The organism is Pseudoroseomonas sp. WGS1072, assembly GCF_049340465.1.
In the GTDB taxonomy this organism is placed as follows: Bacteria; Pseudomonadota; Alphaproteobacteria; order Acetobacterales; family Acetobacteraceae; genus Pseudoroseomonas.
In genome coordinates, this window is the sequence record NZ_JBMPSU010000001.1 from 802,282 (window position 1) to 827,744 (window position 25,463).

Annotated in this window: 24 protein-coding genes; 14 read left to right on the forward strand and 10 right to left on the reverse strand. The window is 72.7% G+C overall.

Annotated elements, in window-relative coordinates:
• Positions 1 to 103 precede the first annotated feature (103 nt).
• Positions 104 to 2,473 (reverse strand): mechanosensitive ion channel family protein, encoded by a 2,370-nt coding sequence (locus ACF3NH_RS03875; protein ID WP_422921920.1) that lies wholly within the window; start codon positions 2,471 to 2,473, stop codon positions 104 to 106.
• Positions 2,474 to 2,568: 95 nt separating this feature from the next.
• On the opposite strand from ACF3NH_RS03875, the gene ACF3NH_RS03880 reads away from it, so the two are divergent.
• The 5 genes from ACF3NH_RS03880 to ACF3NH_RS03900 all read left to right on the forward strand — a co-directional run bounded on the left by ACF3NH_RS03880 (position 2,569) and on the right by ACF3NH_RS03900 (position 7,059).
• The gene (locus tag ACF3NH_RS03880; protein WP_198365670.1) at positions 2,569 to 2,769 is read left to right on the forward strand and encodes a twin transmembrane helix small protein; all 201 of its coding nucleotides are present in this window, start codon (positions 2,569 to 2,571) and stop codon (positions 2,767 to 2,769) included.
• Positions 2,770 to 3,021: 252 nt separating this feature from the next.
• Positions 3,022 to 3,768, forward strand: coding sequence for an electron transfer flavoprotein subunit beta/FixA family protein (locus ACF3NH_RS03885; RefSeq protein WP_198365669.1), 747 nt, complete (start codon positions 3,022 to 3,024; stop codon positions 3,766 to 3,768).
• Between the two features lie 2 nt (positions 3,769 to 3,770).
• The gene (locus tag ACF3NH_RS03890; protein ID WP_198365668.1) at positions 3,771 to 4,694 is read left to right on the forward strand and encodes an electron transfer flavoprotein subunit alpha/FixB family protein; all 924 of its coding nucleotides are present in this window, start codon (positions 3,771 to 3,773) and stop codon (positions 4,692 to 4,694) included.
• 3 nt (positions 4,695 to 4,697) lie between these two features.
• Complete coding sequence (locus ACF3NH_RS03895) at positions 4,698 to 5,582, forward strand: 3-hydroxybutyryl-CoA dehydrogenase (RefSeq protein WP_232477001.1); 885 nt, start codon at positions 4,698 to 4,700, stop codon at positions 5,580 to 5,582.
• Between the two features lie 7 nt (positions 5,583 to 5,589).
• The gene (locus ACF3NH_RS03900) at positions 5,590 to 7,059 is read left to right on the forward strand and encodes a fused MFS/spermidine synthase (RefSeq protein ID WP_422921921.1); all 1,470 of its coding nucleotides are present in this window, start codon (positions 5,590 to 5,592) and stop codon (positions 7,057 to 7,059) included.
• A 16-nt stretch (positions 7,060 to 7,075) separates the two neighbouring features.
• On the opposite strand, the gene radC is transcribed toward ACF3NH_RS03900, so the two are convergent.
• Positions 7,076 to 8,098 (reverse strand): RadC family protein, encoded by a 1,023-nt coding sequence (gene radC, locus ACF3NH_RS03905; RefSeq protein ID WP_422921922.1) that lies wholly within the window; start codon positions 8,096 to 8,098, stop codon positions 7,076 to 7,078.
• Between the two features lie 49 nt (positions 8,099 to 8,147).
• The gene (locus tag ACF3NH_RS03910; protein WP_422921924.1) at positions 8,148 to 8,657 is read right to left on the reverse strand and encodes a pyridoxamine 5'-phosphate oxidase family protein; all 510 of its coding nucleotides are present in this window, start codon (positions 8,655 to 8,657) and stop codon (positions 8,148 to 8,150) included.
• A 112-nt stretch (positions 8,658 to 8,769) separates the two neighbouring features.
• Here ACF3NH_RS03910 and ACF3NH_RS03915 point away from each other — a divergent pair, with 112 nt between their 5' ends.
• Positions 8,770 to 9,552: an enoyl-CoA hydratase/isomerase family protein gene (locus ACF3NH_RS03915; RefSeq protein WP_422921925.1), complete on the forward strand. Its 783-nt coding sequence runs from the start codon at positions 8,770 to 8,772 to the stop codon at positions 9,550 to 9,552.
• An 80-nt stretch (positions 9,553 to 9,632) separates the two neighbouring features.
• Here the strand turns inward: ACF3NH_RS03915 and ACF3NH_RS03920 are convergent, their stop codons facing one another.
• Complete coding sequence (locus tag ACF3NH_RS03920) at positions 9,633 to 10,331, reverse strand: CBS domain-containing protein (RefSeq protein WP_232476994.1); 699 nt, start codon at positions 10,329 to 10,331, stop codon at positions 9,633 to 9,635.
• Positions 10,332 to 10,544: 213 nt separating this feature from the next.
• Here ACF3NH_RS03920 and ACF3NH_RS03925 point away from each other — a divergent pair, with 213 nt between their 5' ends.
• From ACF3NH_RS03925 to ACF3NH_RS03935, 3 genes are all read left to right on the forward strand, one after another.
• Positions 10,545 to 11,528 (forward strand): TAXI family TRAP transporter solute-binding subunit, encoded by a 984-nt coding sequence (locus ACF3NH_RS03925; RefSeq protein WP_422921926.1) that lies wholly within the window; start codon positions 10,545 to 10,547, stop codon positions 11,526 to 11,528.
• An 11-nt stretch (positions 11,529 to 11,539) separates the two neighbouring features.
• Entirely contained in the window at positions 11,540 to 13,564 is a 2,025-nt protein-coding gene (locus tag ACF3NH_RS03930; protein ID WP_422921927.1) for a TRAP transporter permease, read from the forward strand.
• Positions 13,565 to 13,824: 260 nt separating this feature from the next.
• Positions 13,825 to 15,135: a calcium-binding protein gene (locus tag ACF3NH_RS03935; protein WP_422921928.1), complete on the forward strand. Its 1,311-nt coding sequence runs from the start codon at positions 13,825 to 13,827 to the stop codon at positions 15,133 to 15,135.
• 57 nt (positions 15,136 to 15,192) lie between these two features.
• Here ACF3NH_RS03935 and ACF3NH_RS03940 read toward each other — a convergent pair whose 3' ends face one another.
• Entirely contained in the window at positions 15,193 to 16,470 is a 1,278-nt protein-coding gene (locus ACF3NH_RS03940; RefSeq protein WP_422921929.1) for an NAD(P)/FAD-dependent oxidoreductase, read from the reverse strand.
• Between the two features lie 131 nt (positions 16,471 to 16,601).
• On the opposite strand from ACF3NH_RS03940, the gene ACF3NH_RS03945 reads away from it, so the two are divergent.
• On the forward strand, positions 16,602 to 17,255 hold the full coding sequence (locus ACF3NH_RS03945; RefSeq protein WP_422921930.1) for a YjbF family lipoprotein: 654 nt from the start codon (positions 16,602 to 16,604) through the stop codon (positions 17,253 to 17,255).
• Here the strand turns inward: ACF3NH_RS03945 and ACF3NH_RS03950 are convergent.
• Genes ACF3NH_RS03950 through ACF3NH_RS03970 form a run of 5 tightly spaced genes read right to left on the reverse strand, consistent with a single transcriptional unit; the run spans position 17,236 to position 21,682 of the window.
• The gene (locus ACF3NH_RS03950; RefSeq protein WP_198365634.1) at positions 17,236 to 18,294 is read right to left on the reverse strand and encodes a glycosyltransferase family 4 protein; all 1,059 of its coding nucleotides are present in this window, start codon (positions 18,292 to 18,294) and stop codon (positions 17,236 to 17,238) included. The genes ACF3NH_RS03945 and ACF3NH_RS03950 overlap by 20 nt on opposite strands.
• 54 nt (positions 18,295 to 18,348) lie before the next feature.
• Positions 18,349 to 19,113 (reverse strand): FkbM family methyltransferase, encoded by a 765-nt coding sequence (locus tag ACF3NH_RS03955; RefSeq protein ID WP_422921931.1) that lies wholly within the window; start codon positions 19,111 to 19,113, stop codon positions 18,349 to 18,351.
• Positions 19,110 to 19,958 carry a VOC family protein gene (locus ACF3NH_RS03960; RefSeq protein WP_422921932.1) on the reverse strand — a complete coding sequence of 283 codons (849 nt, stop codon included), beginning with the start codon at positions 19,956 to 19,958 and terminating at the stop codon, positions 19,110 to 19,112. The genes ACF3NH_RS03955 and ACF3NH_RS03960 overlap by 4 nt, the downstream gene beginning before the upstream one ends.
• Positions 19,955 to 20,611: a glutathione S-transferase gene (locus ACF3NH_RS03965; RefSeq protein WP_198365631.1), complete on the reverse strand. Its 657-nt coding sequence runs from the start codon at positions 20,609 to 20,611 to the stop codon at positions 19,955 to 19,957. Before ACF3NH_RS03965 ends, ACF3NH_RS03960 begins: the two co-directional genes overlap by 4 nt.
• Positions 20,612 to 20,641: 30 nt before the next feature.
• On the reverse strand, positions 20,642 to 21,682 hold the full coding sequence (locus ACF3NH_RS03970) for an NAD(P)/FAD-dependent oxidoreductase (protein ID WP_198365630.1): 1,041 nt from the start codon (positions 21,680 to 21,682) through the stop codon (positions 20,642 to 20,644).
• A gap of 119 nt (positions 21,683 to 21,801) precedes the next feature.
• Here ACF3NH_RS03970 and tsaE point away from each other — a divergent pair, with 119 nt between their 5' ends.
• From tsaE to ACF3NH_RS03990, 4 genes are all read left to right on the forward strand, one after another.
• Positions 21,802 to 22,263 carry a tRNA (adenosine(37)-N6)-threonylcarbamoyltransferase complex ATPase subunit type 1 TsaE gene (gene tsaE, locus ACF3NH_RS03975; protein WP_198365629.1) on the forward strand — a complete coding sequence of 154 codons (462 nt, stop codon included), beginning with the start codon at positions 21,802 to 21,804 and terminating at the stop codon, positions 22,261 to 22,263.
• Positions 22,264 to 22,356: 93 nt separating this feature from the next.
• A complete protein-coding gene (locus ACF3NH_RS03980; protein ID WP_422921933.1) occupies positions 22,357 to 23,382 on the forward strand; it encodes an aminoglycoside phosphotransferase family protein in 1,026 nt (341 codons plus the stop codon).
• Positions 23,379 to 24,104: a nucleotidyltransferase family protein gene (locus ACF3NH_RS03985; protein ID WP_198365627.1), complete on the forward strand. Its 726-nt coding sequence runs from the start codon at positions 23,379 to 23,381 to the stop codon at positions 24,102 to 24,104. The genes ACF3NH_RS03980 and ACF3NH_RS03985 overlap by 4 nt, the downstream gene beginning before the upstream one ends.
• A 54-nt stretch (positions 24,105 to 24,158) precedes the next feature.
• A complete protein-coding gene (locus ACF3NH_RS03990) occupies positions 24,159 to 25,409 on the forward strand; it encodes a M20/M25/M40 family metallo-hydrolase (RefSeq protein ID WP_422921934.1) in 1,251 nt (416 codons plus the stop codon).
• Positions 25,410 to 25,463: the final 54 nt, after the last annotated feature.

The window sequence follows — 25,463 nt, forward strand, 5'->3', positions numbered from 1 at the left end:
GTGCAGCACATGCCAGGAGGATAGGTTTGGCGCGCCGGTGCTGGCAAGCCGAACCGCCAGCGGGGATCGTGCATGGCTGATCCCCGCCATTGGCATGGGCGCCTCAGGCCGGCCGGCCCGGCGGCGGTGGAAAGGCCCCGCCGGGCTCCATCATCAGCTTCTGCCGGTGCGCCGGGATCTCGATGCCGAGCTCGTCGAAGCACCGCTTGATGCGGCGGTTCATCTCGCGCATCACGTTCCAGCGCTCCAGCGGCTCGGTCTTGATCCGGACGCGGATCACCGGCCCGTCGGGCGAGAGCTGATTGACGCCGAGCACCTCCATGGCGTCGCGGATCACCAGCCCCCACTTCGCCTCCGAGCGCATCTCCTGGCAGAGGCCCTGCAGCGCCTCCACCACCCGGTCGGTGTCCTCCTTGTAGGCCACCTGCACGTCGAGCAGGGCGAAGGAGAAGTCCCGCGTCATGTTGGTCACGCCGTTGACGGCGCTGAAGGGGATGATGTGCAGGCTGCCATCCAGCGCGCGGAGCTTGATCGAGCGGATCGAGAGCTGCTCCACCACCCCCGACTTGCCGCCGAGATCGACCACGTCGCCCACCGCCATGGCGTCCTCGAAGAGCAGGAAGATGCCGGTGATGACGTCCTGCACCAGCTTCTGCGAACCGAAGCCCAGCGCCAGGCCGATGACGCCGGCGCCGGCCAGCAGCGGCGCCACGTTCACACCGAGCTCGGTCAGCAGGTTGAAGGCGACGAAGAGCAGGATGACGGCCAGCAGCGTGGTGCGCAGCATCGGCATCAGCGTGCGCACCCGGGCGCTGCGCGCGGCATCGGCATCGCGCGAGAGCCGCTCCAGATGGCGTTCGATGGCCAGGTTCATCGCCTCCCAGACCAGCGCCGCCATCAGCGCGGTGAAGCCCACCGAGGCGAGCGAGCGCAGCACCCGGTTGCCCAGCGCGCCGGGGGCGAACCAGGCGAAGGACCCGATGCCCCAGACCTCCATCAGCATCATCAGCACAAGCAGCGTCAGCCCGGCCGAGATGGCGCCCTTGGCCAGCGGCATGTACCGGTTGGCGCGGCTCTCCAGCGCCGGGTAGCGGCCGGTCAGGCCGGGCGCCACCCGCAGGCTGCCCGAGAGCGCCCGGCGCAGCAGCAGGTCGAGGCCCCTGGCGCCCGCCAGCACCAGCAGGGACAGCAGGCTGGCGCGCAGCAGGCGGTAGAGGCCGTGCTCGATCTGCAGGGCCCAGACTGCCCAGAAGGCCAGCAGATAGAGGATGGCGAGGATGTGCCAGATCTCGGCCAGGCCGTCGCGGAAGCGGCGGGCGGCGGCGCGGGCGCGGTGCGGCTGGTCCCCCGGGCGCAGCGGCGGCGCGCGCAGCACCCGAGCCACCGCCACGCGGTTCTGCAGCACCATGACGCCGAGGGCGATGGAGATGACCAGGTGCGACAGGCGCTGGATGGCATCATAGGCGCCCCAGGGCAGGCCGAGGAGCAGCCCGGCCTCGGCCAGGGCATAGCCGCCGACCAGGATGACCCAGAGCCGGCGCAGCCAGAGGTCGACATAGGCGGCGGTCTCGTCCGAGACCGGCAGCAGGCGCAGGCCCGGCACGGCGGGGGCGAGGGCCAGGCGCGACAGCAGGCCGAGCAGGAGGCAGGCGATATAGGCGTTGTTGGCGATCAGCAGCACGAGCTGGGTGGTGGGCAGCGGCTGTACCGCGCCGATCAGCCCGTAGGAGAGCAGGGCGAAGGCGGCCACCGGCGCCAGGTCGAGCAGCAGCCGCCCCAGCACCAGCGGCAGCCGGCGCAGCAGGACGGGCAGCTTCGGCCGGGGTCCCGTCGCCCGGGCCTCCAGCGCGCGCAACGGCCGGGCGGTGGCGCGGCGCGCCAGCATCTCGGCCAGCAGGCCGAGGCCGAAGAGCAGGGCCAACTTCCAGGAGGCGTCGGCCACCCGGGCGCGGGTCACCGGATCATAGGCCAGGGACGAGAACCAGGAGATCAGGGCGGGCAGGTCGGCCACCGTCTGCACGCCGCCGACCACCTGCTCCGAGAGCCAGTGGAGGCGGCGGGAGAGGCCCTGCAGAAGCTGGCCGCCCAGCGTGTCGGGCGCCAGGAGCTGCTCCACCGCCGCCGCCGCCGCATTGGCCGGGGGCGCCTCGGCCGAAGGGGTGGCACCAGGGGCCGCACCAGGGGCGGCCGCGGGGGGAGCCCCCTCCCCCGGCTGCGCCGGGGCCGGGGCCGCCGCGGACAGGGCCTCCAGGGTGCGGATCAGCTCCTGCCGCCGCGCCTCGTCCCGCAGCAGGGCGAGCAGCCGCTGAATCTCGGCCGGCGCCACTGCCGGGGAGGCAGGCGGCGGGGCGGGCGCCGGCTGGGCGGGCACCGATGCGGCAGGCGCCGGCTGGGCCCAGGCCGCCGGAGCGAGGCCGGGCAGCGGCAGGAGGAGCAGGGCGAGCAGCAGCGTCAGCGGAATCGGGAGGCGCATGGCTGCGAGGCCAAGCCGAAGCGTTCCCTCGCGTCAACCTCCGGGGCCGGCATGGCATGCCTTGCGCCCCGCGCCGGCGGCGCTATGTGCTGCGGATGACCGTTTTCCTGTCCATCCTGCTCGGCCTCTCCATGCTGGCCACCCTCGGCGTCCTGTTCGCCGGCATGGCGGGGCTGGGGCGTGACGGGGGCGCGGCCGCCGGCGCCCGCTCGAACCGCCTGATGCGCTGGCGCGTGGTGTTGCAGGGCCTGTCCATCGCGCTCTTCCTGGCCCTGGTCTGGAGCATGCGCGGATAGGCCGGATCGGCGGTCAGGGAGGCCCTGGGTCCTTCGATCCGCCCCGGCGGACGGGCCCGCCGGGACCCGCCCTGCCCTGCCTCACCTTGCCTGATACGGAGCGCACGCCTAGGCTCCGCGCCGCAACGCAGAATGCCCGCCCCGAGAGAGGCGGCGGCGGCGGCAAGGGGTGGTCCGCATCTTCGGGGCGGCCGCCCGGTGCAGCCCCGGCTCAACAGGCTCAAACTTCAGGAAGCAGGACACGGTCAGGCGATGAAGCTCCTCGTCCCCGTCAAGCGGGTGGTGGATTACAATGTGAAGGTCCGCGTGAAGGCGGACGGCACGGGCGTCGAGACGGCGAACGTGAAGATGTCGATGAACCCCTTCGACGAGATCGCGGTCGAGGAGGCGGTGCGTCTCAGGGAGAAGGGCGCGGTGACGGAGATCGTCGCGGTCTCCGTGGGACCGGCGCAGGCGCAGGAGCAGCTGCGCACGGCGATGGCGATGGGGGCGGATCGCGGCATCCTGGTGGAGGCCGAGGGCACGGAGCCGCTGGCGGTGGCCAAGATCCTGAAGGCGCTGGTCGAGCGCGAGCAGCCGCAGCTGGTCGTGATGGGCAAGCAGGCGATCGACGACGACATGAACGCGACGGGCCAGATGCTGGCGGCGCTGCTTGGCTGGGGCCAGGGCACCTACGCCAGCAAGGTCGAGCTGTCGGCGGAGGGCGCGACGGTGACGCGCGAGGTCGATGGCGGGCTGGAGACGGTGCAGCTCACGCTGCCGGCGATCGTCACCACCGACCTGCGCCTGAACGAGCCGCGCTACGCCTCGCTGCCCAACATCATGAAGGCGCGCAAGAAGCCGCTGGAGACGCTGAAGGCGGCGGATCTCGGTGTGGACGTCACGCCGCGCCTCACCGTGCTGAAGGTCGAGGAGCCGCCGAAGCGCCAGGCTGGCGTCAGGGTCGGCTCGGTGGCCGAGCTGGTGTCCAAGCTGAAGACCGAAGCGAAGGTGATCTGAGCATGGCCGTCCTTGTCCTTTCCGACAGCACCGGCGCAACCGTCAGCCAGCCGACCCGTTGCGCCGTGGCCGCCGCGGCGCAGATCGGCGGCGACGTGCATGTCCTGGCCCTCGGCGCCGAGGCGGCCCAGGCCGCGGCCCGGCTGCCCGGCGTCGCCAAGGTGCTGCAGGCCGATGGCGCCGCCTATGAGCACGCGCTGGCCGAGCCCGCCGCCGCCCTGCTGGTGGCGCTGGCGCCGGGCTATGACCATCTGGTGGCGCCGGGCAGCGCGCTCGGCAAGAACATCATGCCGCGCGTCGCGGCGTTGCTCGACGTGCAGGTGATCACCGATGTCGCCGGGGTCGAGGGGCCGGACACCTTCCGCCGCTTCATCTATGCCGGCAACGCGCTGGCGACGGTGAGGACCTCGGATGCGAGGAAGGTGCTGACGGTCCGCGCCGCCTCCTTCGACCCGGTGGCCGCCGAGGGCGGCTCGGCCGCGGTCGAGACGGCGCCGGCGGCGGAGGATCCGGGCGTGTCGCGCTTCGTCAGCGCCGAGATCGCGCAGAGCGAGCGGCCGGAGCTGACCGCGGCCCGCGTGGTGATCTCCGGCGGCCGCGCCATGGGCTCGGCGGAGAACTTCCACCTGCTGGAGGGCATCGCCGACAAGCTGGGCGCGGCGATCGGCGCCAGCCGCGCCGCGGTCGATGCCGGCTACGCGCCGAACGACCACCAGGTGGGCCAGACCGGCAAGATCGTCGCGCCCGAGCTCTACATCGCGGTCGGCATCTCCGGCGCCATCCAGCACCTGGCCGGCATGAAGGACAGCAAGGTGATCGTCGCCATCAACAAGGACGAGGAGGCACCGATCTTCCAGGTCGCCGACTACGGCCTCGTCGGTGACCTCTTCAAGCTCCTCCCCGAACTCGAACAGGAGCTCGGCTGAGGCATGGGCGTGACGGAGATCCGCTCGGTCGGCGTCATCGGCGCCGGCCAGATGGGCAACGGCATCGCCCATGTGGCAGCCCTGGCGGGCCTCTCCGTCGCGCTGCTGGACGTGAAGGCGGAGGCGCTGGAGAAGGCGCTGGCGACCGTCGCCAGGAACATGGACCGGCAGGTCGCCAAGGGCGGCCTCAGCGGGGCGGACAAGGATGCGGCGCTCGGCCGCATCCGCACCGGCACCGAGATGTCCCTCTTCTCCGACTGCGACATCGTCATCGAGGCGGCGACCGAGAAGGAGGAGCTGAAGCTCTCCCTGTTCCGGTCGGTCTGCCCGGTGCTGAAGCCCGCGGCCATCCTCGCCTCCAACACCTCCTCGATCCCGATCACCCGCCTGGCCGCCGCGACCGACCGGCCGGAGCGGGTCATCGGCATGCATTTCATGAACCCGGTGCCGGTCATGAAGCTGGTCGAGATCATCCGCGGCATCGCCACCTCGGACGAGACCTTCGAGGCCGTCGCGGCGCTGGCCGCCACGCTCGGCAAGACCACGGCGGTGGCGCAGGACTACCCGGCCTTCATCGTCAACCGCATCCTGGTCCCGATGATCAACGAGGCGGTGCAGGCGCTGCAGGAGGGCGTCGGCGACGTGCGCTCGATCGACGCGGCGATGAGGCTCGGCGCCAACCATCCGATGGGGCCGCTGCAGCTCGGCGACTTCATCGGGCTCGACACCTGCCTGGCCATCATGCGGGTGCTGCATGAGGGCATGGGCGACAGCAAGTACCGCCCCTCCCCGCTGCTGGTGAAGTATGTCGAGGCCGGCTGGCTGGGCCGCAAGGCCGGCCGCGGCTTCTACGACTACAGCCAGGATCCGCCGAAGCCGACCCGGTGAGGGCGGCGTGAGGCGCCAGCGCCTCGTCACCGGCTTCGCCGCCTTCGCGGCGGGCTGGAGCGTCATGGCGCTGGAAATGCTCGATGGCCGGTTGATGGCGCCGGTCTTCGGCCAGACCATCCATCAATGGGGCGCCATCATCGGCACCGCCCTGGCCTTCATGTCCGCCGGCTACGTGGTGGGCGGGCGGCTCGGCGCCCGCCCCGATGGCGCCAGGGCGCTGCCGCTGCTGCTCGGCGCCGCCGCCGGCCTCGCCGCCCTCACCCCCTGGCTGGGCCGCGCCATCACCGCCGGCGCCGAGGCCGCGCTGGGGCCGCTGGCGGGCGCGGTCGGCGCCTCCATGCTGCTGATCGGCCCGCCCGCCTTCGCCCTCGCCGCCGCCTCGCCGCTCTGCGTCGCCCGGCTGGCGCCGCTGGAGGGCGCGGCGCGCGCCTCGGGGCTGGTCTCGGCCTGCCAGGCGCTGGGCAGCATCGGCGGCACCTTCTTCGCCGCCTTCCTCGCCATCCCCTATCTCGGCCTGACCGGAGGCTACGCCCTGGCCGCGCTGGTGGCGGCGCTGGCCGCCCTGGCCACCGGCCTGCCCCCGCTGCGCGCCGCCCTCGCCCTGGCGCCGCTGCTGCCCGGCTTCCTGGCCGAGCAGCAGCGGCAGGCCGCCTTCGCCCTCTATCGCGAGACGCCCTACAACACCGTCATGGTCCGCCGCGACCGCGAGACCAGCAGCCTGATGCTGAACACGACGCGCATCGTGCAATCGGCCCGGCGGCATGATGGCGGCGAGACCGGCTCCTACTGGGAGTTGCTGGCCGCCGTCCCCGCCCTGGCGCGGCCGGGCGCCGCCCCGAGCGGCAGCGCGCTGTTCCTCGGTGTCGCCGGCGGCTCCGCCATCACCGCGACGCGGCGGGCCTGGCCCGGCTGGCGCCTGCGGGGCGTCGAGATCGATCCCGGCGTGACGGCGGCGGGGCGGGCGTATTTCGACCTCGCCATTCCCGTCACGCATGGCGACGCGCGGCGCGTCCTGGCGGCCGACCCCGCCCGGCATCAGGTCATCGTCATCGATCTCTACGCCACAGGGCAGGTGCCGGCGCATGTCGCGACGGTGGAGTTCTTCCGACTGGTGGCCGCGCGGCTGGCGCCGGGCGGGGTGGTGGCGATGAACGTCTTCGGCGCCGGCGATCCCGACAGCATCGCCGGCCCGCTGGCGGCCAGCCTGCGCGCCGCCTTCCCTGCCGTACTGGCGGCGCGCTCGGGCAGCGGCAACGCCATCCTGCTGGCCTGGACCGAGCCGGTGGCGCCGGCCGAGGCCCGGGCCCGGCTGGACGCGGCGCCGGCGGCCGCGCAATCGGCCGCGCGCCGCCTCGCGGCGACGCTCTCGGAGACCGGGGAGCTGGCGGAAGGCCAGCCGGTGCTGACCGACGACCGCTCGGACATGGACATCCGGGCAGCGCGTGCCCTGGCCCTGATGCGCGCCCGGTGGTGAGGCGCCGCCTCCGGCCTCAGAGCAACCCTTCCCGCCGGAAGCTCAGATGCCGCCCGTTGCCGACGATCAGGTGGTCATGCACCACGACATCGAAGACCTCGCCCGCCCGTCGGATCTCGGCGGTCATCTCGATATCGGCGCGGCTCGGCGTCGGGTCGCCGCTCGGGTGGTTGTGGACCAGGATGAGGGCCGTGGCGTGCAGCTCCAGCGCGCGCTTCATCACCTCGCGCGGGTAGACCGGGGTGTGGTTCACCGTTCCCCGGGCCTGCGCCTCGTCGGCGATCAGCCGGTTCTTGCTGTCGAGGAAGAGGATGCGGAACTGTTCGATCTTCTCGCGCGAGATGGCGGCATTGAGGTAGGTGATCAGCCGGTCCCAGTTGTTCAGCACCGGGGTGTCCATCACCTCCGCCTTGGCCAGTCGCAGCGCCGCCGCCTGCACCAGCTTCAGGGCCGCCACGCTGTGCACGCCGAGCCCCCGCGTCTCCATCAGCACGGCCTGCGGCGCGGTCATCACCCCGGCGAAGCTGCCGAAGCGGTTGATCAGCGATTTGGCCAGGGGCTTGGTGTCGCCCTGCTTGAAGGCAAAGAAGAGCAGCATCTCGAGAAGTTCGTAATCGGCCAGGGAATCCGGGCCGCGCTCCAGCAGCTTCTCGCGCATCCGGGCGCGGTGGCCGTGCGGGCCGGTGCTGACGAAGGGCGCCTCCGGCTCTCCCTCCGCCGCCGGCCGCGCCCGCTCATGCGGGACCGGCCGGGCCCAGGCGCGCTCCTCCTCCGGGAAGTCCGGCGCGGGCGGCCGCTCGGGGATCAGCTCGGGCAGGTCCAGCATGGGGGAATGGCCGGGCTTGGTCCCGCCCGCCTTCGCGCCGCCGAGCTTCCTGACGGGCGCCTCCGCGAAGCCCCGGCGGGTGCCTGCGGCGTCAGAGGAGGGCCTGGCGGACAACTCGGCGGGGGCCGACCTGCCCACCAGCCTGGAAAACCATTCGGCCACCCGCGCCTCCCCCGGATTCCGCCCCATGGCGGGGAAGTCGGCATTATTCAATCAACCAAATGGTTCTTCAAGCTCTCCTGGCGTTGAGCCGCCGCCGCTGTCAGCCGCGGAAATCGACCTTGGCATTCTCGCCGCCGCGGTCGGGCTCGCCGGTCAGCAGGGACTGGGCATAGCCATAGGCATAGCGCAGGCTGGAGGAGACGCCGTCCCAGTACTCGGCGCCCTCGATCTCCACCGCGATCAGCGCCACCTCGTCGCTCTCTGGCCCCTCTGGCAGCCAGGTGCGCAGCCCGTCGGTCCAGAGGTCCCGCTTCTGCGCCGCCTCGCGCACCACCCTCCCGCGCCCGAAGAGGGAGACGTAGTCCTGGCTCTTCGGCTCGGAATAGCCCAGCTGCACGCGGGAATCCTGCTCCAGCTCGGCCACCTTGGGACTGTCGGCGCGGGTGAAGAACCACAGGGTGCGGCCATCCGCGTCCGGCTTCTGAGTCCGCATCGGCCGGCCGCGCAGTCGGCCCTCGGCGTCGACGGTGGTGAAGATGGCAGTGCCGATCTCGCCGATCATCTCGCGCACCTTCATGCGCATCTCGTCCTCGTTGCGGTCGCTGTGCATGGCGGCTCTCCCGGGTTTGGCTTGCCGGAGAGAACCCGCCGGGCCGCCGACGGGTTGCGGCAGGCGGGGCGACGTTGACAGCCAGGCTCCCGGCCCGCACCGTGCGGCCGTCATGCCGCACCCCCAGATCCGTGTCCGTCACGCCGGCGCCATCGCCACCGTGCTGATCGACCGCGCCGAGAAGCGCAACTGCCTCGACCTGCCCATGTGGGAGGCGATGGCGGAGACCTTCACCACGCTGTCGGCCGACCGGACGCTGGGCTGCGTCATCCTGCGCGGCGCCGGGGCGGCGGCCTTCTGTGCCGGCGCCGACATCGGCAGCTTCGAGCGGGACTATGGCGACCGGGCGCAGAACGCGCGCTTCGCCGCCGCGCTCGACGGCGCGCTGGAGGCGATCCGCCGTTGCGCGCACCCGGTGGTCGCCGCGCTGTCCGGCTGGTGCATGGGCGGCGGCGCGGGCCTCGCCAGCGTCTGCGACTTCCGCATCGGCGGGCCGGGCACGCGCTTCGGCATCCCGGCCCGCAAGCTCGGCATCTGGTATCCCTATGCGGCGCTCGATGCCCTGCTGCAGGTGACGAGCTATCCCACCGCCTGCGAGTTGCTGATCGAGGGCCGCGTGCTGGAGGGGGAAGAGTGCCTGGCGCGCGGCGTGCTGACGCGGCTGGTGCCGGACGAGGCGATCTTCGACGAGGTGGAGGCGATCGCCGCCCGCATCGCGGAAGGCGCGCCGCTCTCCAACCGGTTCCACAAGCGTGCCCTGCAGGCGCTGCGCGGCCCGCTGCCGGTGGCGCCGGAGGAGATCGAGGCCGCCGGCCGCTATGCCGAGACGGAGGATTTCCAGGAGGCGGTCCGCGCCTTCCTGGACAAGCGCCGGCCGGTCTTCCGCGGCCGCTAGCGCGTCGTCACCCGATCGGGTGATCCCGCCGGATCGGGATCCAGGGCGGCGGGACCGGAGGCCGGCCCCGCGCCCGGCCTTCAGATGCCGGCGTAATAGGGGCCCGGCAGCGGCGAGGTCTTGTCCTCGACCCGCTTCACGCCCGGCACCTGCTCGGCCAGCACCTTCAGGCCCCGCAGCACCGAATCGCTCTGGCGGAAGCCGTGGAACTCGACCACGCCGTCCTTCACCTCGACGGTCAGGAAATAGCTGTCCGCCCAGGGCTCGCGCTTCATCGCCGCCAGCACGGCACGCCGCAGGCGCTCATCGGGATAGTCGCCGCCCTCGGCCTTGGGCGCCACCAGGGCGCGCAGCAGGTCGGCGCGGCTGACCAGGCCGAGCAGCTTGCCGCCCTCCGTCACCAGCACGCGGCGGACCTGCTTCTTCTCCATCAGCTCCGCGATCTCGCCCGCCGTCGCGCCGGGTGCCACGGTGACGGCGTCGGGCGTCATGATCTCGGCGGCGGTCGTGCCATGGGTGCTGGCATAGCGGTCCGCCAGCCGGTCCATGTTGGAGAAGAGGCTGCGCAGCAGGCCCATCGGCGCCTTGGCATCCCCGGCCAGCCGGCGGATCAGGTCGGCCTCGGTGACGATGCCCAGCACCTCGCCCGCCGGCCCGACGACCGGGACGGCCGAGATATGCCGCTGCGCCAGCATCTGGGCGACCGTGAAGAACGGCGTCTCCGGCGGCACGGTGACCACGTCGGGGGTCATCAGGTCTCGGGCGGTGGGAAGTTGCATGATGATTCCTCCTGGCTGCTGGCGGGGCTTTCCGCACCGGGTCGATGATGGACCCGCAGCATCGGCCGCGCCTTGATCTCCATCAATGCTCAGTCGCGGCCGTGCCGAATGGTTGCGGCGCGGCCGGCACTTTCGCCGAACCATTCCACTTTCATGATCAGCGGCCGGCGGACTAAGCTTTCCCACAGAAAGAGAACGTCCAGGGAGCACCCCATGCCAAGCCTGACACGCCGCGGCCTGCTGGCCGGCGCGGCCACGAGCGGCCTCGCCCTGCCCGCCCTGACCCACGCCGCCCTCGCCCAGTCCGGCCAGATCTCGATCGCCACCGGCACCACGGGTGGCGTCTACTATCCGCTCGGCGGCGGGCTGGCGAACATGCTCTCGCGTTCGGGCGGGATGTCCGCCACCGTGGAGGTCACCGGTGGATCGGTGGCCAATCTGCAGTTGCTGGGCGCCGGCCGCGTCGACCTCGTTTTCGCCCAGGTGGATGCGGCGGTGGACGCGGTGCGCGGCAACGACCGTTTCAAGGGCCGCCCGGTGCCGGCGCGCGCCATCGCCGTGCTCTACACCAACCGCATGCAGGCGGTGACGACGACGGCGAGCGGCATCACCAGCATCGCGGGGATGAAGGACAAGCGCGTCTCGACCGGCGCGCCCGGTTCCGCCACCGAGGTCATGGCCTTCCGCCTGATCGAGGCCGCCGGGCTCGACCGCGACAAGAGCTTCCGCGCGCGCGAGCGGCTCTCCCCGGCGGAGAGCACCAACGCCGTGAAGGACGGCAAGCTCGACACCTATTTCTTCGTCTCCGGCGTACCGACCAGCGCCATCACCGATCTCGGCGCCTCGCCCGGCGTGCAGATCCAGATGATCGACCATGACGAATACATCCCGCGCATCGTCGAGAAGTACGGCCCGGTCTACTTCCCCGAGGTGATTCCGGCCGGCACCTATCCGGGTCAGAAGACTGACAACCGGCAGATGTCGGTGGCCAATATCCTCGCCGTGCGCGAGGACATGCCGGAGGCCATGGTCACCACCCTGCTGAAGACCGCCTGGGAAGGGCGGCAGGAGCTGGGCCAGGTGCATGCCGAGGGGCGGAACTTCCGCCTCGAGGCACAGAAGAGCGCCGCCGCCGGCATCGAATGGCATCCGGCGGCCAAGGCCTACTGGACCGCGCAGGGCGCGCAGCTCGCGTGACGGGGCGCTGAATGGCCGGCGCCCCGCCGAAGCCTCCGGCCAGCAGCAACCTGCCGCCGGAGATCGCCCCCGACGCCCTCGACGAAGGCACCGCCGCCCGGGTGGAGCGGCTGATCGAGGAAGAAGAGGGGATCCAGAACCGCTTCACCGGGGCGCTCGGCCTCGGCGCCACCGGCCTCGCCCTGGCGATGAGCCTGTTTCACCTCTGGGCCGCCTGGGACATCGTGCCCACCACCACGCTGCGCTTCGTCCATGTCGGCTTCGCCATGGCGCTGGGCTTCTACCTGTTCCCCGCCGCGCGCCGCTTCCGCGACCGGTTGATGCCCTGGGACATGGTGCTGATCGCCGCCGGGCTCTACTGCACCTGGTACCTGATCGACGGCGGCGACGCGCTGCTCGACCGCTACGTCTTCCCCGAGCCGATGGACATCGTCGTCGGCTGGATGCTGGTGGCGCTGGTGCTGGAGGCGACGCGGCGCGCCACGGGCTGGATCATGCCGGCCGTCGCCATCGCCTTCATCCTCTACAGCTTCTACGGCAACCTGCTGCCGCCGCCCTGGTCGCACCGCGGCTACGACGCCGAGCGGCTGATCCCGCACCTGACCATCACGCTGGACGGCATCTACGGCACGGCGGTGGATGTCTCGGCGACGCTGATCATCCTCTTCACCATCTATGGCGCCATCCTGCAGAGCAGCGGCGCGGGCAAGTTCTTCGTCGATTTCAGCTTCGCCCTGACCGGCGGCAAGCCCTCCAGCGCCGGGCGCACCGTGGTGCTCTCCTCCTTCCTGCTGGGCGGCCCCTCGGGTTCGGGCGTCGCCACCACCGTCACGCTCGGCACCGTCGCCTGGCCGATGATGAAGCGCGTGGGCTACCGCGCCGACGATGCGGGCGGGCTGCTGGCGGCGGGCGGGCTCGGCGCCATCATCTCGCCGCCGGTGCTGGGCGCGGCGGCCTTCCTGATCGCCGAGTACCTCAAGCTCGGCTACCTCGATGTGCTGCGCATGGCGGCGGTGCCGACCGTGCTCTACTACGCCTCGCTGCTGTTCATGGTGGAACTGGACCAGCGGCGGCTCGGCGCCGGCGCCGTCACGGCCGAGAGCCTGGCGGTGACGCCGGCGGGCGAGCTGGCGCGGCGCTACGGCTTCCACTTCTCCTCGCTCATCGCGATCATCGTCTTCATGGCCTTGGGCTACAGCGCGACGCTGGCGGTGCTCTACGCCATGGCGGTGGCGGTGGTGCTGTCCTGGCTGCGGCGTGAGACGGCGATGACGCCCCGCCGGCTGGTCCAGGCGCTGGCCGGCGGCGCGGTGCAGGCGGTGGGCATCGCCGCCACCTGCGCCTCGGCCGGCATCATCGTCGGCTGCATCACGCTCACCGGGCTGGGGCTGAAATTCTCCGAGATCGCCATCCAGGCCGCGGGCGGCAGCCTCGTGGTCACGGCGCTCTACACGGCGCTGATCGTCTGGATCGTCGGACTCGCCGTGCCGGTGACGGCGAGCTACATCATCTCCGCCGTGGTCGCCGCCCCGGCGCTGATGAAGCTCGGCGTGCCCGACTACGCGGCGCATATGTTCGTCTTCTACTACGCCGTGCTGTCCGAGGTCTCGCCGCCCACCGCCCTCTCGCCCTTCGCGGCGGCGGCGATCACCGGGGCCGGGCCCTACCGCACCACGCTGCAGGCCTGGAAGTACACCCTGCCCGCCTTCGTCCTGCCCTTTGTCTTCGTCACCGATCCCGAGGGGGTGGGCCTGCTGCTCAGCCTGACGCCGGAGATGGGTTGGCTCGACGTGGCCTGGCAGATCCTGCTCGCCGCGGCCGGGCTCGCGGCCCTGGCGGCAGCCTGCCAGGGGCATGCGCGCCGGCCGCTGGGCCCGGCCGGACGGCTGGGCTTCGCCCTGGCCGGCATCCTGCTGATCTTTCCTGCCCTGGCCGCGCCGCTGCTGCCGGTTCCGGTCGCCTGGGGCGCCGCGCTGGCCGTTCTCCTCCTGGTCCTGGACGGAAGACGGTCAGGCCGGCACGCCTCGCTGACCTGAGGCAGGGTTCCGGCCGGTGGCATCCGGCCGGAACCGCGTGCCGGCGGCGACCGGATGCAGATATAAGATTTTATTCCTATATGCTGTCGTGCCGCTCGGATCCCTGGTCGGGGCTCGCTTTCCGACGATGAAGTTTACAATTATCACATTCACGTGAGCAATCCCTCACGCCGCCGAAATGATCCAATAAGTTAAATATCTCCATATAGCACTCCACCGAGGCCCTTCCTGGCCGCCTCGCTCAGTGAGGAGTTGCTCCCATGGCCACCATCTTCCGCTACGGAACCACCCCCGCCCTGCTCTCCGGCACCGCGACCGGCGACGTGCTCGGCGGAGGCGCGGGCGACGACATCCTGCGGGGCTGGGCCGGCAGCGATCGGCTGCTGGGCGGCCGGGGCGACGATTCCCTCGCCGGCGACGGCGACACCGACACGTTGCGGGGCGGCAGCGGCGACGACACCCTGCGCGGCGGCAGCGGCGACGACATGCTCTATGGCGAGGCCGGGAACGACCGGCTTTTCGGCACCGACGGCGCCGACATCCTGCATGGCGGCAGCGGCGACGACCTGCTCGCCGGCGAGGCCGGAAACGATCGCGCCTGGGGCGGCGACGGCGCGGACATCCTTTTCGGCGGCGAGGGCGACGACATCCTCGGCGGCGGCGCCGGGGCCGACCGGATCGAGGGCGGCGATGGCCAGGACTGGCTGTCCGGCGGCGAGGGCGACGACCGGCTGCTCGGCCAGGCCGGGAACGACACCCTGCGCGGCGGCGCCGGACAGGACCGGCTCCAGGGTTGCGAGGGCGACGACCGGCTGCATGGCGAGTCCGGTGACGACTGGCTGTGCGGCGATGCCGGCAAGGACCGCCTCGATGGCGGCGCCGGGCAGGACCGGCTTCAGGGCGGCAACGGCGATGATGTCCTGCTCGGTGGCGAGGGCGATGACTGGCTGGCCGGCGAGGGCGGCGACGACTGGATGGTCGGCGGCACCGGCCGGGATTATCTCCATGGCGGCACTGGCCGCGACCGACTCTTCGGCGGCGAGGGCGATGACAGCCTGCATGGCAACCAGGCCAATGACAGCCTGCGCGGCCAGGACGGCAACGACGCGCTCTATGGCGACGAGGGCCATGACTGGCTGCTCGGCGATGCGGGCAAGGACCGCCTCGACGGCGGCGCCGGGAATGACCATCTCCTAGGCGGCGACGGCGACGACTACCTGATCGGCGGCGCCGGCTTCGACAAGCTCACGGGCGGCGCCGGCCGCGATCTCTTCCGCTTCGACCAGGCGCCCGGCAAGGACCGGGACATCATCACCGACTTCGCCTCCGGCATCGACCGTCTGCAGTTCATGGGCGCGAGCTTCGGTCTGTCCGGCGAGAATGGTCACCTCGGCGCCGCCGGCTTCGGCCTCGGCGCCAGCGCCACGACCGCGGAACAGCGCGTGCTCTTCGACGCCGCGACCGGCATCCTGGCCTTCGATGCCGATGGGTCCGGCGCGGCGGCGGCGGTCACCATCGCCCTGCTGCAGCCCGGTGCCGGCGTCGTCCTGAGCGACATCTGGATCGGCTGAGCGGCCTGCCTCCGGCGCGGACCCGTTCCGCGCCGATAGCGTCCCCCTGGCGCGGGATCAGGCCGGTGCCGGGAGCGCCTCCTCCATGCGCGGCCCGAGCCCGACCCGGTGCAGGGCCGAGAGCGTGTGATAGACGGCCTTGAAGGACAGGATCGGCAGCACCGCGCGCGGATCGCCGCGCAGGTTCCCGGCCAGCATGTTGATGATGCCGTCGCGCATCCAGAGCGTGTTCTTCGGGGCCATGAAGAGCGAGCGCATCACCGGGTCGTTGATGCGGTAGATCAGCCAGCTGATGCGGTCCATGGCATCGGCCAGCTCGCGATTAGCGCGCGCCGCCAGGCGGTTGCCCTTCGCCGGGTCGTCGAGCCAGGCATCCGCCGCGCCGGCGCCCAGTTCGCCGGCCGTCATCGCCATCAGCACGCCGGTCGAGAACATCGGATCGACGAAGCCGTAGGCGTCGCCGATCATCAGGAAGTTCTCGCCATGTCCCTGCCGGGCCCGGTAGCTGTAGTTGCCGGTGCTGTGGACTTCGGAGATGCGCTCGGCGCCCGCCGTCCGGGCCGAGACCGTGGGGCTGCCGGCGATGCGCGCCGCGAAGAGATCCTCCGGCGTGCCCTTGCGGCCCTTCCAGGCCGAGGGATTGCCGACGAAGCCGATGCTCATGACATCGCCCGGCAGCGGGATCAGCCAGAACCAGCCATCCTCGGCGAGATGGATGCTGATATAGCCGTCGAGCTCGCCCTCCCGCCGGGAGACGCCCCGGAAATGCGCGTAGATGGCGGCGGTGTTGTTGTACTTGTTGCTGTCCTTCACCCGCATCCGCCCGGCCAGGAAGGTGTCCCGCCCGGAGGCGTCCAGCAGGTAGCGCGGGCGGAAGGACAGCGTCTCGCCGCCGGCGCCGCGCGCCGTCACGGTGGCGCGCTCGCCCGCCGCGCCGAAGGCGATGTCGGTGACGCGGGTGTTCTCCCGCGCATCGGCGCCCAGCCGCCGGGCATGGCCGAAGAGCAGCGCGTCGAACTCCGAGCGTCGCACCTGCCAGGCATGGGTGCGGGACCGGTTGAGCGCCTGGGCGAAGGGAAAGGCGCAGCTCCGCCCGGTGCGGTCGGAGACGAATTCGGCGCCCGGCTTGTGCACGCCGATGCCGCGCACCGCCTCCAGCAGGCCGAGCCGCTCCAGGATGTCGAGATTGCGCGGCAGCAGGCTCTCGCCGATGTGGAAGCGGGGATGCGCTTCCTTCTCCAGCACCGCGACCGACCGCCCCGCCCTGGCCAGCAGGGCGGCGGCGGTGGAGCCGGCCGGCCCGCCGCCCACGACCAGAACATCCGGCTCCATCATCGCCTGCTTCCTTTCCCCGATTCGCGGCGCATTTCAGCGCAGCGGCGGGCGCCTCGCCAGACGCGCGGCCGCACCGCCAAGCGCGGATTCGCGTATTCTTCACGAATGCGTGATGTGCTAGGCTGGCCGGTATGCGTCTCCTGCCCCGCCTCGGCCTGCTGCTGCTCCTGCCCGGCTGCGCCGGCCTCCCGGTGCCGGATTGGGCCGACCCTTCTGCCCTGTGGCAGACGCTGTGGGAAGCGCCCCCGCCCGAGGCCGAGGCGGATGCCCCGCAGCCCGGCTTCGCCCCGCCACCGGACGGCGCGCCGGCGCTGGGCCTGACCTGGCAGGGCCGCCGGGCCCTTGCCCGGCTGGTTCAGCAGAACGGCGAGAACCGCCTCTGGCGCAGCGCCGGCGGCCTGGTGGTGGCGACCGATGGCGCGCGGGTGGTGGCGACGGCGGGCCTTCGGGAATGGATCGCCGGCAGCCGGCTCGACGGCCCCGATCCGCTGGACGAGCCCCTCGCCATCCCGGCCCGGCCGGTGGGGCTGCGGCGCCAGATCGACCTGATGCGCAACAGCCGCAAGCCGGACGAGATGCGCTTCGGCCTGTCGCTCACCTGCCGGGTCTCGGCCGGGCCGGCGGGGGCGGCGCTGCTGATCCGCGAGAGCTGCCGCGGCGGCGGACACAGCTTCACCAACCGCTACTGGGCCGATCCCGCGACGGGCGGCATCTATCGCTCCGAGCAATGGGTGGGCGAGGCGGGGATGATGCTGCTCGAGGTGGTCACGCCGCCTTCCAGCTGAGGCCGGCGCGCCGCACCCGCCGCGCCACATAGGCCAGCCAGAGCAGCTGCGCGAGCAGCGGCGGCAGGATGATCAGCGGCTTCTCGTCCGCCGGCAGCCGCAGGAAGATCTGCGCCAGCGCCAGATGGAACAGCGCGAAGCCCCAGTGCACCGCCGCCACCGCCCGCACCGGCAGGCCGCTGCGCTGCGCCATCTGGTAGAGATGCGTGCGGTGCGGCGCGCTGACCCGCTCGCCCATCCAGGCCCGGCGCAGCAGGGTGAAGCCGGTGTCGAAGAGCAGCGCGAACAGCAGCAGCGGCACCAGCAGGAAGGAGACCTGCGCCGCGTCGAAGCGGGCGGCGGCGACGCCGAGCACCGCCAGCATGAAGCCGAGGAACTGGCTGCCGACATCGCCCATGAAGATCCGCGCCGGAGGCAGGTTGAAGGGCAGGAAGCCGGCGATGCCCGCGCCGAGGATCAGGCAGGCGGCGTAGATGAACCAGGCGCCCTGTTGCAGCCCGATCCAGGCCAGCCCGGCGCAGACGATCAGCAGCGTGCCGCCCACCAGCCCGTCCAGCCCGTCCATGAAGTTCACCGCGTTGGTGCAGGCGACGATCCAGAACAGCGTGCCGAGCGCGCCGAGCAGGCCGAGCTCGATCGTCCCGATCCAGGGAATCGCCAGCCGGTCCACCACCAGCCCGCTGCCCAGCGCCACCAGCGCCGCCAGACCCTGCGCGGCGAGCTTCACGACGAAGCGGAAGTCCCGCATGTCATCGAGCAGCGCCACCACGCCGATGGCCACGGCGGCGAGGATGACGCCGATGAACCGCCGGTCCGCCATGCGGGCGAACTCCGCCACCTGGTAGAGCACCAGCATGCCGAGGATGAAGGCGCAGACGATGCCGACGCCGCCGCCCTTGGGCGTCGGGCGGGTGTGCGCCTTGCGGTGGTCGGGGTGGTCGAGGATCGGGAAGGCGATCATCAGCCGCACCAGCAGGGCCGAGACCAGCGCCAGCACCGCCGCGAAGCTCAGGTGTTCCAGGAAGGCGTGAAGCGTCATGATCGACCCGGCGGAGAGGGAGTCAGGGGAGAGCGGCGGGCCGGCGGCGCGGCGTCAGCGGTCGCATGCCAGGCGGTCCGGCTCCAGGCTGGCATAGACATCGCCGGAATTGGCGGCGTCGGGCAGGCTATCCAGCCAGCCGGCCATCGCCACGGCGGAAACCGGGCCCGGCAGGGCGAGGGAGAGGCTCTCGCCCAGGCTGGCGTTGAAGCGATAGGCGCCGAGCCCGGCGAGGCGCGCCAGCGCCTGCCGCGCCACCGCGCGCTGCAGCGTGGTGAACTCGAAGCTGAGCGCCGGCACCGGCCAGGTCAGCCCGGCCAGGGCCTCGGCCTCGAAACCCTCGACATCGATCTTGATGAAGTCCGGCCGGCCATGGCGCGCGACCAGCGCGTCCAGCGTCGTCACCGGCAGGGTCAGGGTGGCGTCCCAGCGCTGCTCCCGCCAGCCCTCGGCGCCGGCCGCGGCCAGGACGAAGTCGGCGGAGGCGGTGGCGACGGTCGGGTTGGCGCTGTTGAGGTGCAGCGCTGCCTCCCCCCCGGCGGCGCCGACCAGGGCGGCCTCCAGCCGGACGCCCGGGTCGCGGCGGAACAGCAGGCGCAACAGGCGGCAGAGGCGCGGCTGCGGCTCCACCGCCACCGCCCGCGCGCCCAGGCGGCGGAAGCTCGCCGCGCGGTCGCCGACATGGGCGCCGATGTCGAGGCCCAGCCCGCCCGGGCCCAGGAAGCGCCCCAGCAGCCGGTCCAGCCGGGCCGCCCGCCCGGGGGCGTAGTAGGTGCGCAACGACTGGCCGATGGCGGCGGCGCCGGGAGCCAGCCTCATTCCGTGAAGACCAGGGCGGCGCCCCCGGCCAGCGCCGGCGGGGCCATCAGCCCCCCCGGCACCGGCCGCAGCCGCCCGCCCAGCAGCGCCCGGACGGCCGCGTTGCCGTCATCGGTCCGCACCGTGCAGCCGGCCAGGAAGGGCAGGTCCGGCGCGGTGAGGCCGGGCAGCACGGCGCCCAGCGCCTCGGGCGGCAGGATGCGGATCAGGCCGCGGGGCAGCGCCAGGGCATAGCCGCCCGCCGGATCGGGCGTCAGCACCTGGCCGGTCAGGCGCGCCAGGGCGGCGGCGCTCTCCGCCGGGGCGGGGGCCACCAGGATGGCGCTCTCCAGCGCCACGGCATGGTTCGGGTGCTCCAGCCAGCGTGGCTGCCAGAGCAGTTCCGGCGTGTGGTGCTCGATCAGCTGCAGCCGCCCCTCCGGCGCATCCGGCAGCGGCAGGCGGGAGAAGCGCGCGCGCGGCCCCTCGGGATCGTCCACCGGGCGTTCCAGATGGGCGACGCCGGGGAGGTCGATCCCGGCCCGGCGCAGCCGCGCCAGCTCCGCCTCCGCCCCGCCGATGCCGAAGGCCAGGATGTGCATCCCGGCATAGCGGTCGAGGAAGGCGCCGAGGCGGTTGTCGAACAGCGCCGGGTCGAGGATCGCCAGCAGCTCGAGATAGCCCTGGCGCAGCATGGCGCAGCGGTTGCCGGTGCCGAAGGGCTCGACCGGCGCGCCGGGCGCGCGGCGGCCGGACTGGCGCGCCAGGGGAGTCAGCTGGAAGCCGAGCGCCTCGTAGGCAGCCCAGAGCGCCGGCCCGTCCCGCGTGCAGAGGCCCACATGGTCGAGGCTCTCCGCCCCGCTCACGGCTGCGGCGCCTCGTAGCGGGGAATGCGCCAGGCGGCGGGCTCGGCGGCGGCCTCGCTGTACCAGCGGCGCAGCAGCGGGTGGTTGCGCACCGCCTCGACATAGCCCTGGCTGAGCGGCGTGAGGTCGGGCTGCCAGGTCAGGAAGCGGCAGCAGACGGGGGCGAACATGGCATCCGCCGCGCCGAACTCGCCGCCGAACAGGAAGGGGCCGGCGGAATCGAGCAGCGCCTCGCGCCAGATCGCCTCGATGCGGGCGATATCGGCCAGCGCCTCGGGCGTGCGGCCCTGGCCGGGGAAGGTGTTCAGGATGGTCATGGGCATGGCCATCCGCAGCCCGCGGAAGCCGGCATGCATCTCGGCGCTGATGCTGCGCGCCCAGGCGCGGGCCACCGGATCGGCCGGCCAGAGCCGCGGCGCCAGGCCGGCGCAGTATTCCAGGATGGCGAGACTCTCCCAGACCCGGGCACCGCGGTGCTCCAGGTAGGGCACGGTGCCGGAGGGCGTCGCCTCCTTCACCGCGGGCGTGCTGCCCCCCGCCAGCGGGATCACCACCTCCTCCACCTTCAGCCCGGCCAGCTGCACCGCCAGCCAGCCGCGCAGCGACCAGGAGGAGTACATCCTGGTGCCGATGACGAGACGTCCTTCCGCCATGACTTCGCTCCTCTGGTCTGGGATGGAACCTTACTCCGCCGGCACGCCCTTCGAGGTGCTGTATTCGAAGTGCAGCGCCTCGCCGGGGAAGACGCGCGGATGGATGGCGTGCGCGGCCATCGCCGCCTCCGAGAAGCCCTGCAGGATCAGCTTCAGCTTGCCCGGATAGGTGGCGATGTCGCCGATGGCATGGATGCCGGGGACATTGGTCTCGAGCGTCGCCGGGTTGACGGCGATGTGGCTCTTCTCGAGCCCGAGCCCCCATTCGGCGATCGGGCCCAGCTCCATCGACAGGCCGAAGAAGGCCAGCAGGTGGTCCGCCGCCACCGCCCGCTCCTCGCCCTTCAGCGTCGCCAGCACGACATGGTCCAGCACGCCGTCCTGTCCCCGGAGCCCGTGCAGCTGGTAGGGGATGGCCAGCTCGATCTCGCCCTTCTCCGCCGCCGCCTCCATCTGCGCCACGCTCTCGGGCGCCGCGCGGAACTTCGGCCGGCGGTGCACCACCGTCACGCGCTTGGCGATGTCCTTGAGGCTGAGCGCCCAGTCCACCGCCGAATCGCCGCCGCCGGCGATGACCACCCGCTTGCCGCGCAGCTCCTCGCGCCGCGCCACCATGTAGCGCACGGCGCCGCTCGCCTCGTACTCATGCAGGCCGTTCAGCGGCGGACGGTTGGGCCCGAAGGCGCCGGCCCCGGCGGCGATGATCACCGCCCGGGCGCGCACCCGCTCGCCCTTGCTGGTGGTCAGCGCGAAGCGGCCATCGGCCTCGCTGGCCAGGCCCTCGACCCGGCGGCCGAGCAGGTAGATCGGCGAGAAGGGCGCCGCCTGCTCCTCCAGCCGTTCGATCAGCGTGCCGCCGGCGATCGCCGGGTGCGCCGGGATGTCGTAGATCGGCTTCTCCGGATAGAGGGCGGCGCATTGCCCGCCGATCGCCTCCAGCGTGTCGATCACCACGCATTTCATCCGCAGCATGCCGCATTCGAAGACGGCGAACAGGCCGGTCGGCCCCGCGCCGATGACGGCGACATCGGTCTCCACCGCCACATGCGGCGCGGTCTCTGGATCGGACATGGTGCTGCACCTCCGCGTCTGGCCGCCGTGCATAGAGGCTTTGCGGGGCAGCGGCAAAGGGCCTGCCCCGAACCCCGGCTTGTAAGCCGGGCCGGGCTGCGGGCAGATTGACGCGCGCCATGCCCGAAACCCTCTCCCTCCTGCTGCCCGACCTCGCCGCCACCGAGGCGCTCGCCGCCCGCGCCGCCCGCCTCGCGCGGCCCGGCGACGCGCTGCTGCTGGAAGGGCCGCTCGGCGCCGGCAAGTCCGCCTTCTGCCGCGCCTTCCTGCGCGCCGCCGCCGGCGACCCGGCGCTGGAGGTGCCCTCGCCCAGCTTCACCCTGGTGCAGGGCTACGACCTGCCGGGCGGCGCGGCGCATCATTTCGACCTCTACCGCCTGGCCGGGCCGGAGGAGCTCGAGGAGCTGGGCTGGGAGGAGGCGCGGGAGGGCATCGTGCTGGTGGAATGGCCGGACCGCCTGGGCTGGCTGACGCCGCGGGACGCGCTGCGCCTCACGCTGCGCCCGGACCCCGAGAGCGAGGCCCGGCATGTCCGGCTCAGCGGCTGGGAGGCGCGGCTGCCCGCGCTGGCCGGCCTGTGAGGCCGGCTTGAGGGGGGCGTCCAGGGGCGCGCCGCCCCGCCGCCCGAAATCCGCGCTTGGCAAGCGGCGCAGCCTGCGTCACCACCCGGCGCGATGAACCCCGTGGATTCCTTCCTCGCCGCCCAGGGCTATGCCGGCGCCGCCCGCCGGCCGCTGCCCCAGGATGCCGGCCACCGGCGCTACACCCGCCTCATCGGCGGCCCGCGCCCGGCCCTGTTGATGGATTGCGGCGACGCCGCCAGGGTCGGGCTGACGCCGGAGGAGGACCTGATCCCCTTCCTGAGGCTCGCCCGGCACATCCGCGGCCTCGGCCTCTCCGCCCCCGAGGTGCTGGGCGAGGACCCGGCCCGGGGCCTGCTGCTGGTCGAGGATCTGGGCGAGGCGACCCATGCCGCCCTGCTCGACGCGGGGGCCGATCCGCTGCCGCTCTACACCGCCGCCGCCGAGGCCCTGGCGGCGCTGCACGCCGCGCCACCGCCGCCCGGCCTGCCGGCCTGGGAGGCGCCCCGCATGGCCGAGACGGCGGGTCTGACCTTCCTCGACTGGTGGTGGCCGGAGAGCTTCGGCGAACCGCCCTCCCCCGCCATCCGCGCGGCCTTCCACGACGCGCTGCGCACCATGCTCGATCCGTTCCGCGGCGCCGGCTGCCTGGTGCACCGGGACTACTTCCCGGCCAATCTCATCGACCTGCCGGACCGCGCCGGGCCGCGCCGCACCGGCATCCTCGACTTCCAGGATGCCGGCCTCGGCCATCCCGCCTACGATCTGGTGAGCCTGGTGGAGGATGCCCGGCGCGACGTGCGGCCGGATGTCCGGGAGGCAACCATCGCCCGCTACCTCGCCGCCCGGCCGGAGCTGGAGGCCGAGGGCTTCCGCGCCGCCTTCGCCGCCCAGGCGGCGCAGCGTCACCTGCGCGTCGCCGCCCTCTGGGTGCGCCTCGCCCGGCGCGACGGCAAGCCGCGCTACCTGGCGCATGGCCCGCGCTGCTGGGCGCTCCTAGCCCAGGCGCTGCGCCACCCCGCCGCGGCGCCGCTCGCCGCCTTCCTCGATCGCCACGTCCCTCCCGCCCTCCGCCGCAATCCGGAGAGCCTCCGCCCGAGCAAGGATCCCGCCGCGTGATCACCCTCTCCTCCGCCATGGTGCTGGCGGCCGGCCTCGGCACCCGCATGCGGCCGCTGACCGAGGCGACCCCCAAGCCGCTGCTGAAGCTCGCCGGACGCAGCCTGCTCGACCACGCGCTGGACCGCATCGACGAGGCCGGCATCGATACGGTGGTGGTGAACGCCCACTGGTTCGCCGAGCAGGTGGAGGCGACCTGCGCCAGCCGCCCCCGGCCGCCCACCGTGGTGCATGAGGAGACGGTCCTGGAGACCGGGGGCGGCGTGCGCAACGCCCTGCCGCTGCTGGGCCAGGCCCCCTTCCTGGTGGTGAACGGCGATGCCTTCTGGCTCGACGGGCCGGTGCCGACCATCGAGCGCCTCGCCGCGCGCTTCGATCCGGAGACGATGGATGCCCTGCTGCTGATGGTGCGCACCGCCGCCGTCCAGGGCGAGACCGGCCGCGGCGACTTCCTGCTCGACCCGCTCGGCCGCGCGCGGCGCCCGAAGGAGCGGGAGATCGCGCCCTACCTCTATGGCGGCCTGCAGATCCTGCATCCGCGCCTCTTCGCGGGCGCGCCGGACGGCGCCTTCAGCACCAACCTGCTGTGGAACCGCGCCATCGAGAACGGCCGCGCCTTCGGACAGGTGCATGACGGCGCCTGGTTCCATCTCTCCACCCCGATGGACCTCCGCCGGGCCGAGGCGGCGCTGGCCACTGGCCTCACCCGCCCCCTCTTCTGATCCCCCCCGCCCCTGATCCCCTGCCCCCTTCCGAGCGCCGCGACGGAGCGACCCATGACCCAGACCCTGCCCGAGTCCGACGCCGCCGCCATCCGCGCCTGGCTCGCCGGCCAGCGGGAGGCCGAGACACGCTTCCTCGCGGCGCTGGTGCGCTGCCCGTCCGACAATCCGCCGGGCGACTGCGACCGCCATGCGGAACTCGCCGCCGGGCTGATGGAGGGGCTCGGCCTGGAGGTCGAGCGGCACAGGGTGCCCGAGGACCTGGCGCGGGCGCACGGCATGGTCAGCGCCACCAACCTCGTGGTGCGCCGCCGCTTCGGCGAAGGCGGGCCGGTCATCGCGCTGAACGCGCATGGCGACGTGGTGCCCCCCGGCGAGGGCTGGACGCAGGACCCCTATGGCGCCGCGGTGGTCGATGGCTGGATGTACGGGCGCGGCGCCGCCGTCTCGAAGTCCGACTTCGCCACCTACACCTACGCCCTGCTGGCGCTCGAGCCGCTGGCGGGGCGGCTCTCCGGCACGGTCGAGCTGCATCTCACCTACGACGAGGAGACCGGCGGCGAGATCGGCCCGGCCTGGCTGCTGTCGGAGGGCATCAGCAGGCCCGACCTCGCCCTCGGCGCCGGCTTCTCCTACGGCGTCACCACCGCGCACAATGGCTGCCTGCACCTCGAGGTGCAGCTCGACGGCCGCTCCGCCCATGCCGCCATGCCCTTCACCGGCATCGACGCGCTGGAGGCGGCGAATGGCGTGCTCACCGCCCTCTATGACTGGCGCAAGGGCCTGGCGGAGCGGGTCTCGGCGGTGGAGGGCATCGGCAGCCCGCAGCTCACCGTCGGGCTGATCAAGGGCGGCATCAACACCAATGTCGTGCCGGACCGCGTCACGCTGCGGCTCGACCGCCGCATGATCCCGGAGGAGAAGCCGGCAGAGGTGGAGGCCGAACTGCGCGGCGTGATCGAGCGCGCCGCCGCCGGCTTCCCGGAGGCGCGCCTGACCATCCGCCGCATCCTGCTGGCCGAGCCGCTGGTGCCGCTGCCCGGCGGCGCGGCGCTGACCGAGGCGCTCTGCCGCCATGCCAGCGCGGTGATGGGGGAGCCGGTGGTGGCGAAGGGCGTGCCGCTCTACACCGACGCGCGGCACTATGCCGCCGCCGGCGTGCCAATCGTGCTCTACGGGGCCGGGCCGCGCAGCATCCAGGAGGCCAACGCCCACCGCGCCGACGAGCGCCTGCCGCTCGACGATCTGTACAAGGCGACCGAGGTGGTGGCGCTGACGCTGGCGGAGATGCTGGCGAAGCGATAGAGCGGCTCCCGATCGGGCGGCATCGCCTGATCGGGCGAGGACGCCCGCGACAGC

Bases quoted from the DNA above. Each gene is read 5' to 3' on its own strand.
- ACF3NH_RS03925 (WP_422921926.1), top strand. From the start codon at position 10,545: ATGCCAAGCCTGACACGCCGCGGCCTGCTGGCCGGCGCGGCCACGAGC.
- ACF3NH_RS03990 (WP_422921934.1), top strand. From the start codon at position 24,159: ATGACCCAGACCCTGCCCGAGTCCGACGCCGCCGCCATCCGCGCCTGG.
- ACF3NH_RS03910 (WP_422921924.1), bottom strand. From the start codon at position 8,657: ATGCACAGCGACCGCAACGAGGACGAGATGCGCATGAAGGTGCGCGAG.
- ACF3NH_RS03970 (WP_198365630.1), bottom strand. From the start codon at position 21,682: ATGTCCGATCCAGAGACCGCGCCGCATGTGGCGGTGGAGACCGATGTC.
- ACF3NH_RS03965 (WP_198365631.1), bottom strand. From the start codon at position 20,611: ATGGCGGAAGGACGTCTCGTCATCGGCACCAGGATGTACTCCTCCTGG.
- tsaE (WP_198365629.1), top strand. From the start codon at position 21,802: ATGCCCGAAACCCTCTCCCTCCTGCTGCCCGACCTCGCCGCCACCGAG.
- ACF3NH_RS03955 (WP_422921931.1), bottom strand. From the start codon at position 19,113: ATGAGGCTGGCTCCCGGCGCCGCCGCCATCGGCCAGTCGTTGCGCACC.
- ACF3NH_RS03885 (WP_198365669.1), top strand. From the start codon at position 3,022: ATGAAGCTCCTCGTCCCCGTCAAGCGGGTGGTGGATTACAATGTGAAG.
- ACF3NH_RS03920 (WP_232476994.1), bottom strand. From the start codon at position 10,331: ATGCAACTTCCCACCGCCCGAGACCTGATGACCCCCGACGTGGTCACC.
- ACF3NH_RS03980 (WP_422921933.1), top strand. From the start codon at position 22,357: ATGAACCCCGTGGATTCCTTCCTCGCCGCCCAGGGCTATGCCGGCGCC.
- ACF3NH_RS03875 (WP_422921920.1), bottom strand. From the start codon at position 2,473: ATGCGCCTCCCGATTCCGCTGACGCTGCTGCTCGCCCTGCTCCTCCTG.
- ACF3NH_RS03935 (WP_422921928.1), top strand. From the start codon at position 13,825: ATGGCCACCATCTTCCGCTACGGAACCACCCCCGCCCTGCTCTCCGGC.
- ACF3NH_RS03945 (WP_422921930.1), top strand. From the start codon at position 16,602: ATGCGTCTCCTGCCCCGCCTCGGCCTGCTGCTGCTCCTGCCCGGCTGC.
- ACF3NH_RS03895 (WP_232477001.1), top strand. From the start codon at position 4,698: ATGGGCGTGACGGAGATCCGCTCGGTCGGCGTCATCGGCGCCGGCCAG.
- ACF3NH_RS03940 (WP_422921929.1), bottom strand. From the start codon at position 16,470: ATGATGGAGCCGGATGTTCTGGTCGTGGGCGGCGGGCCGGCCGGCTCC.
- ACF3NH_RS03930 (WP_422921927.1), top strand. From the start codon at position 11,540: ATGGCCGGCGCCCCGCCGAAGCCTCCGGCCAGCAGCAACCTGCCGCCG.
- ACF3NH_RS03950 (WP_198365634.1), bottom strand. From the start codon at position 18,294: ATGACGCTTCACGCCTTCCTGGAACACCTGAGCTTCGCGGCGGTGCTG.
- ACF3NH_RS03880 (WP_198365670.1), top strand. From the start codon at position 2,569: ATGACCGTTTTCCTGTCCATCCTGCTCGGCCTCTCCATGCTGGCCACC.
- ACF3NH_RS03915 (WP_422921925.1), top strand. From the start codon at position 8,770: ATGCCGCACCCCCAGATCCGTGTCCGTCACGCCGGCGCCATCGCCACC.
- ACF3NH_RS03890 (WP_198365668.1), top strand. From the start codon at position 3,771: ATGGCCGTCCTTGTCCTTTCCGACAGCACCGGCGCAACCGTCAGCCAG.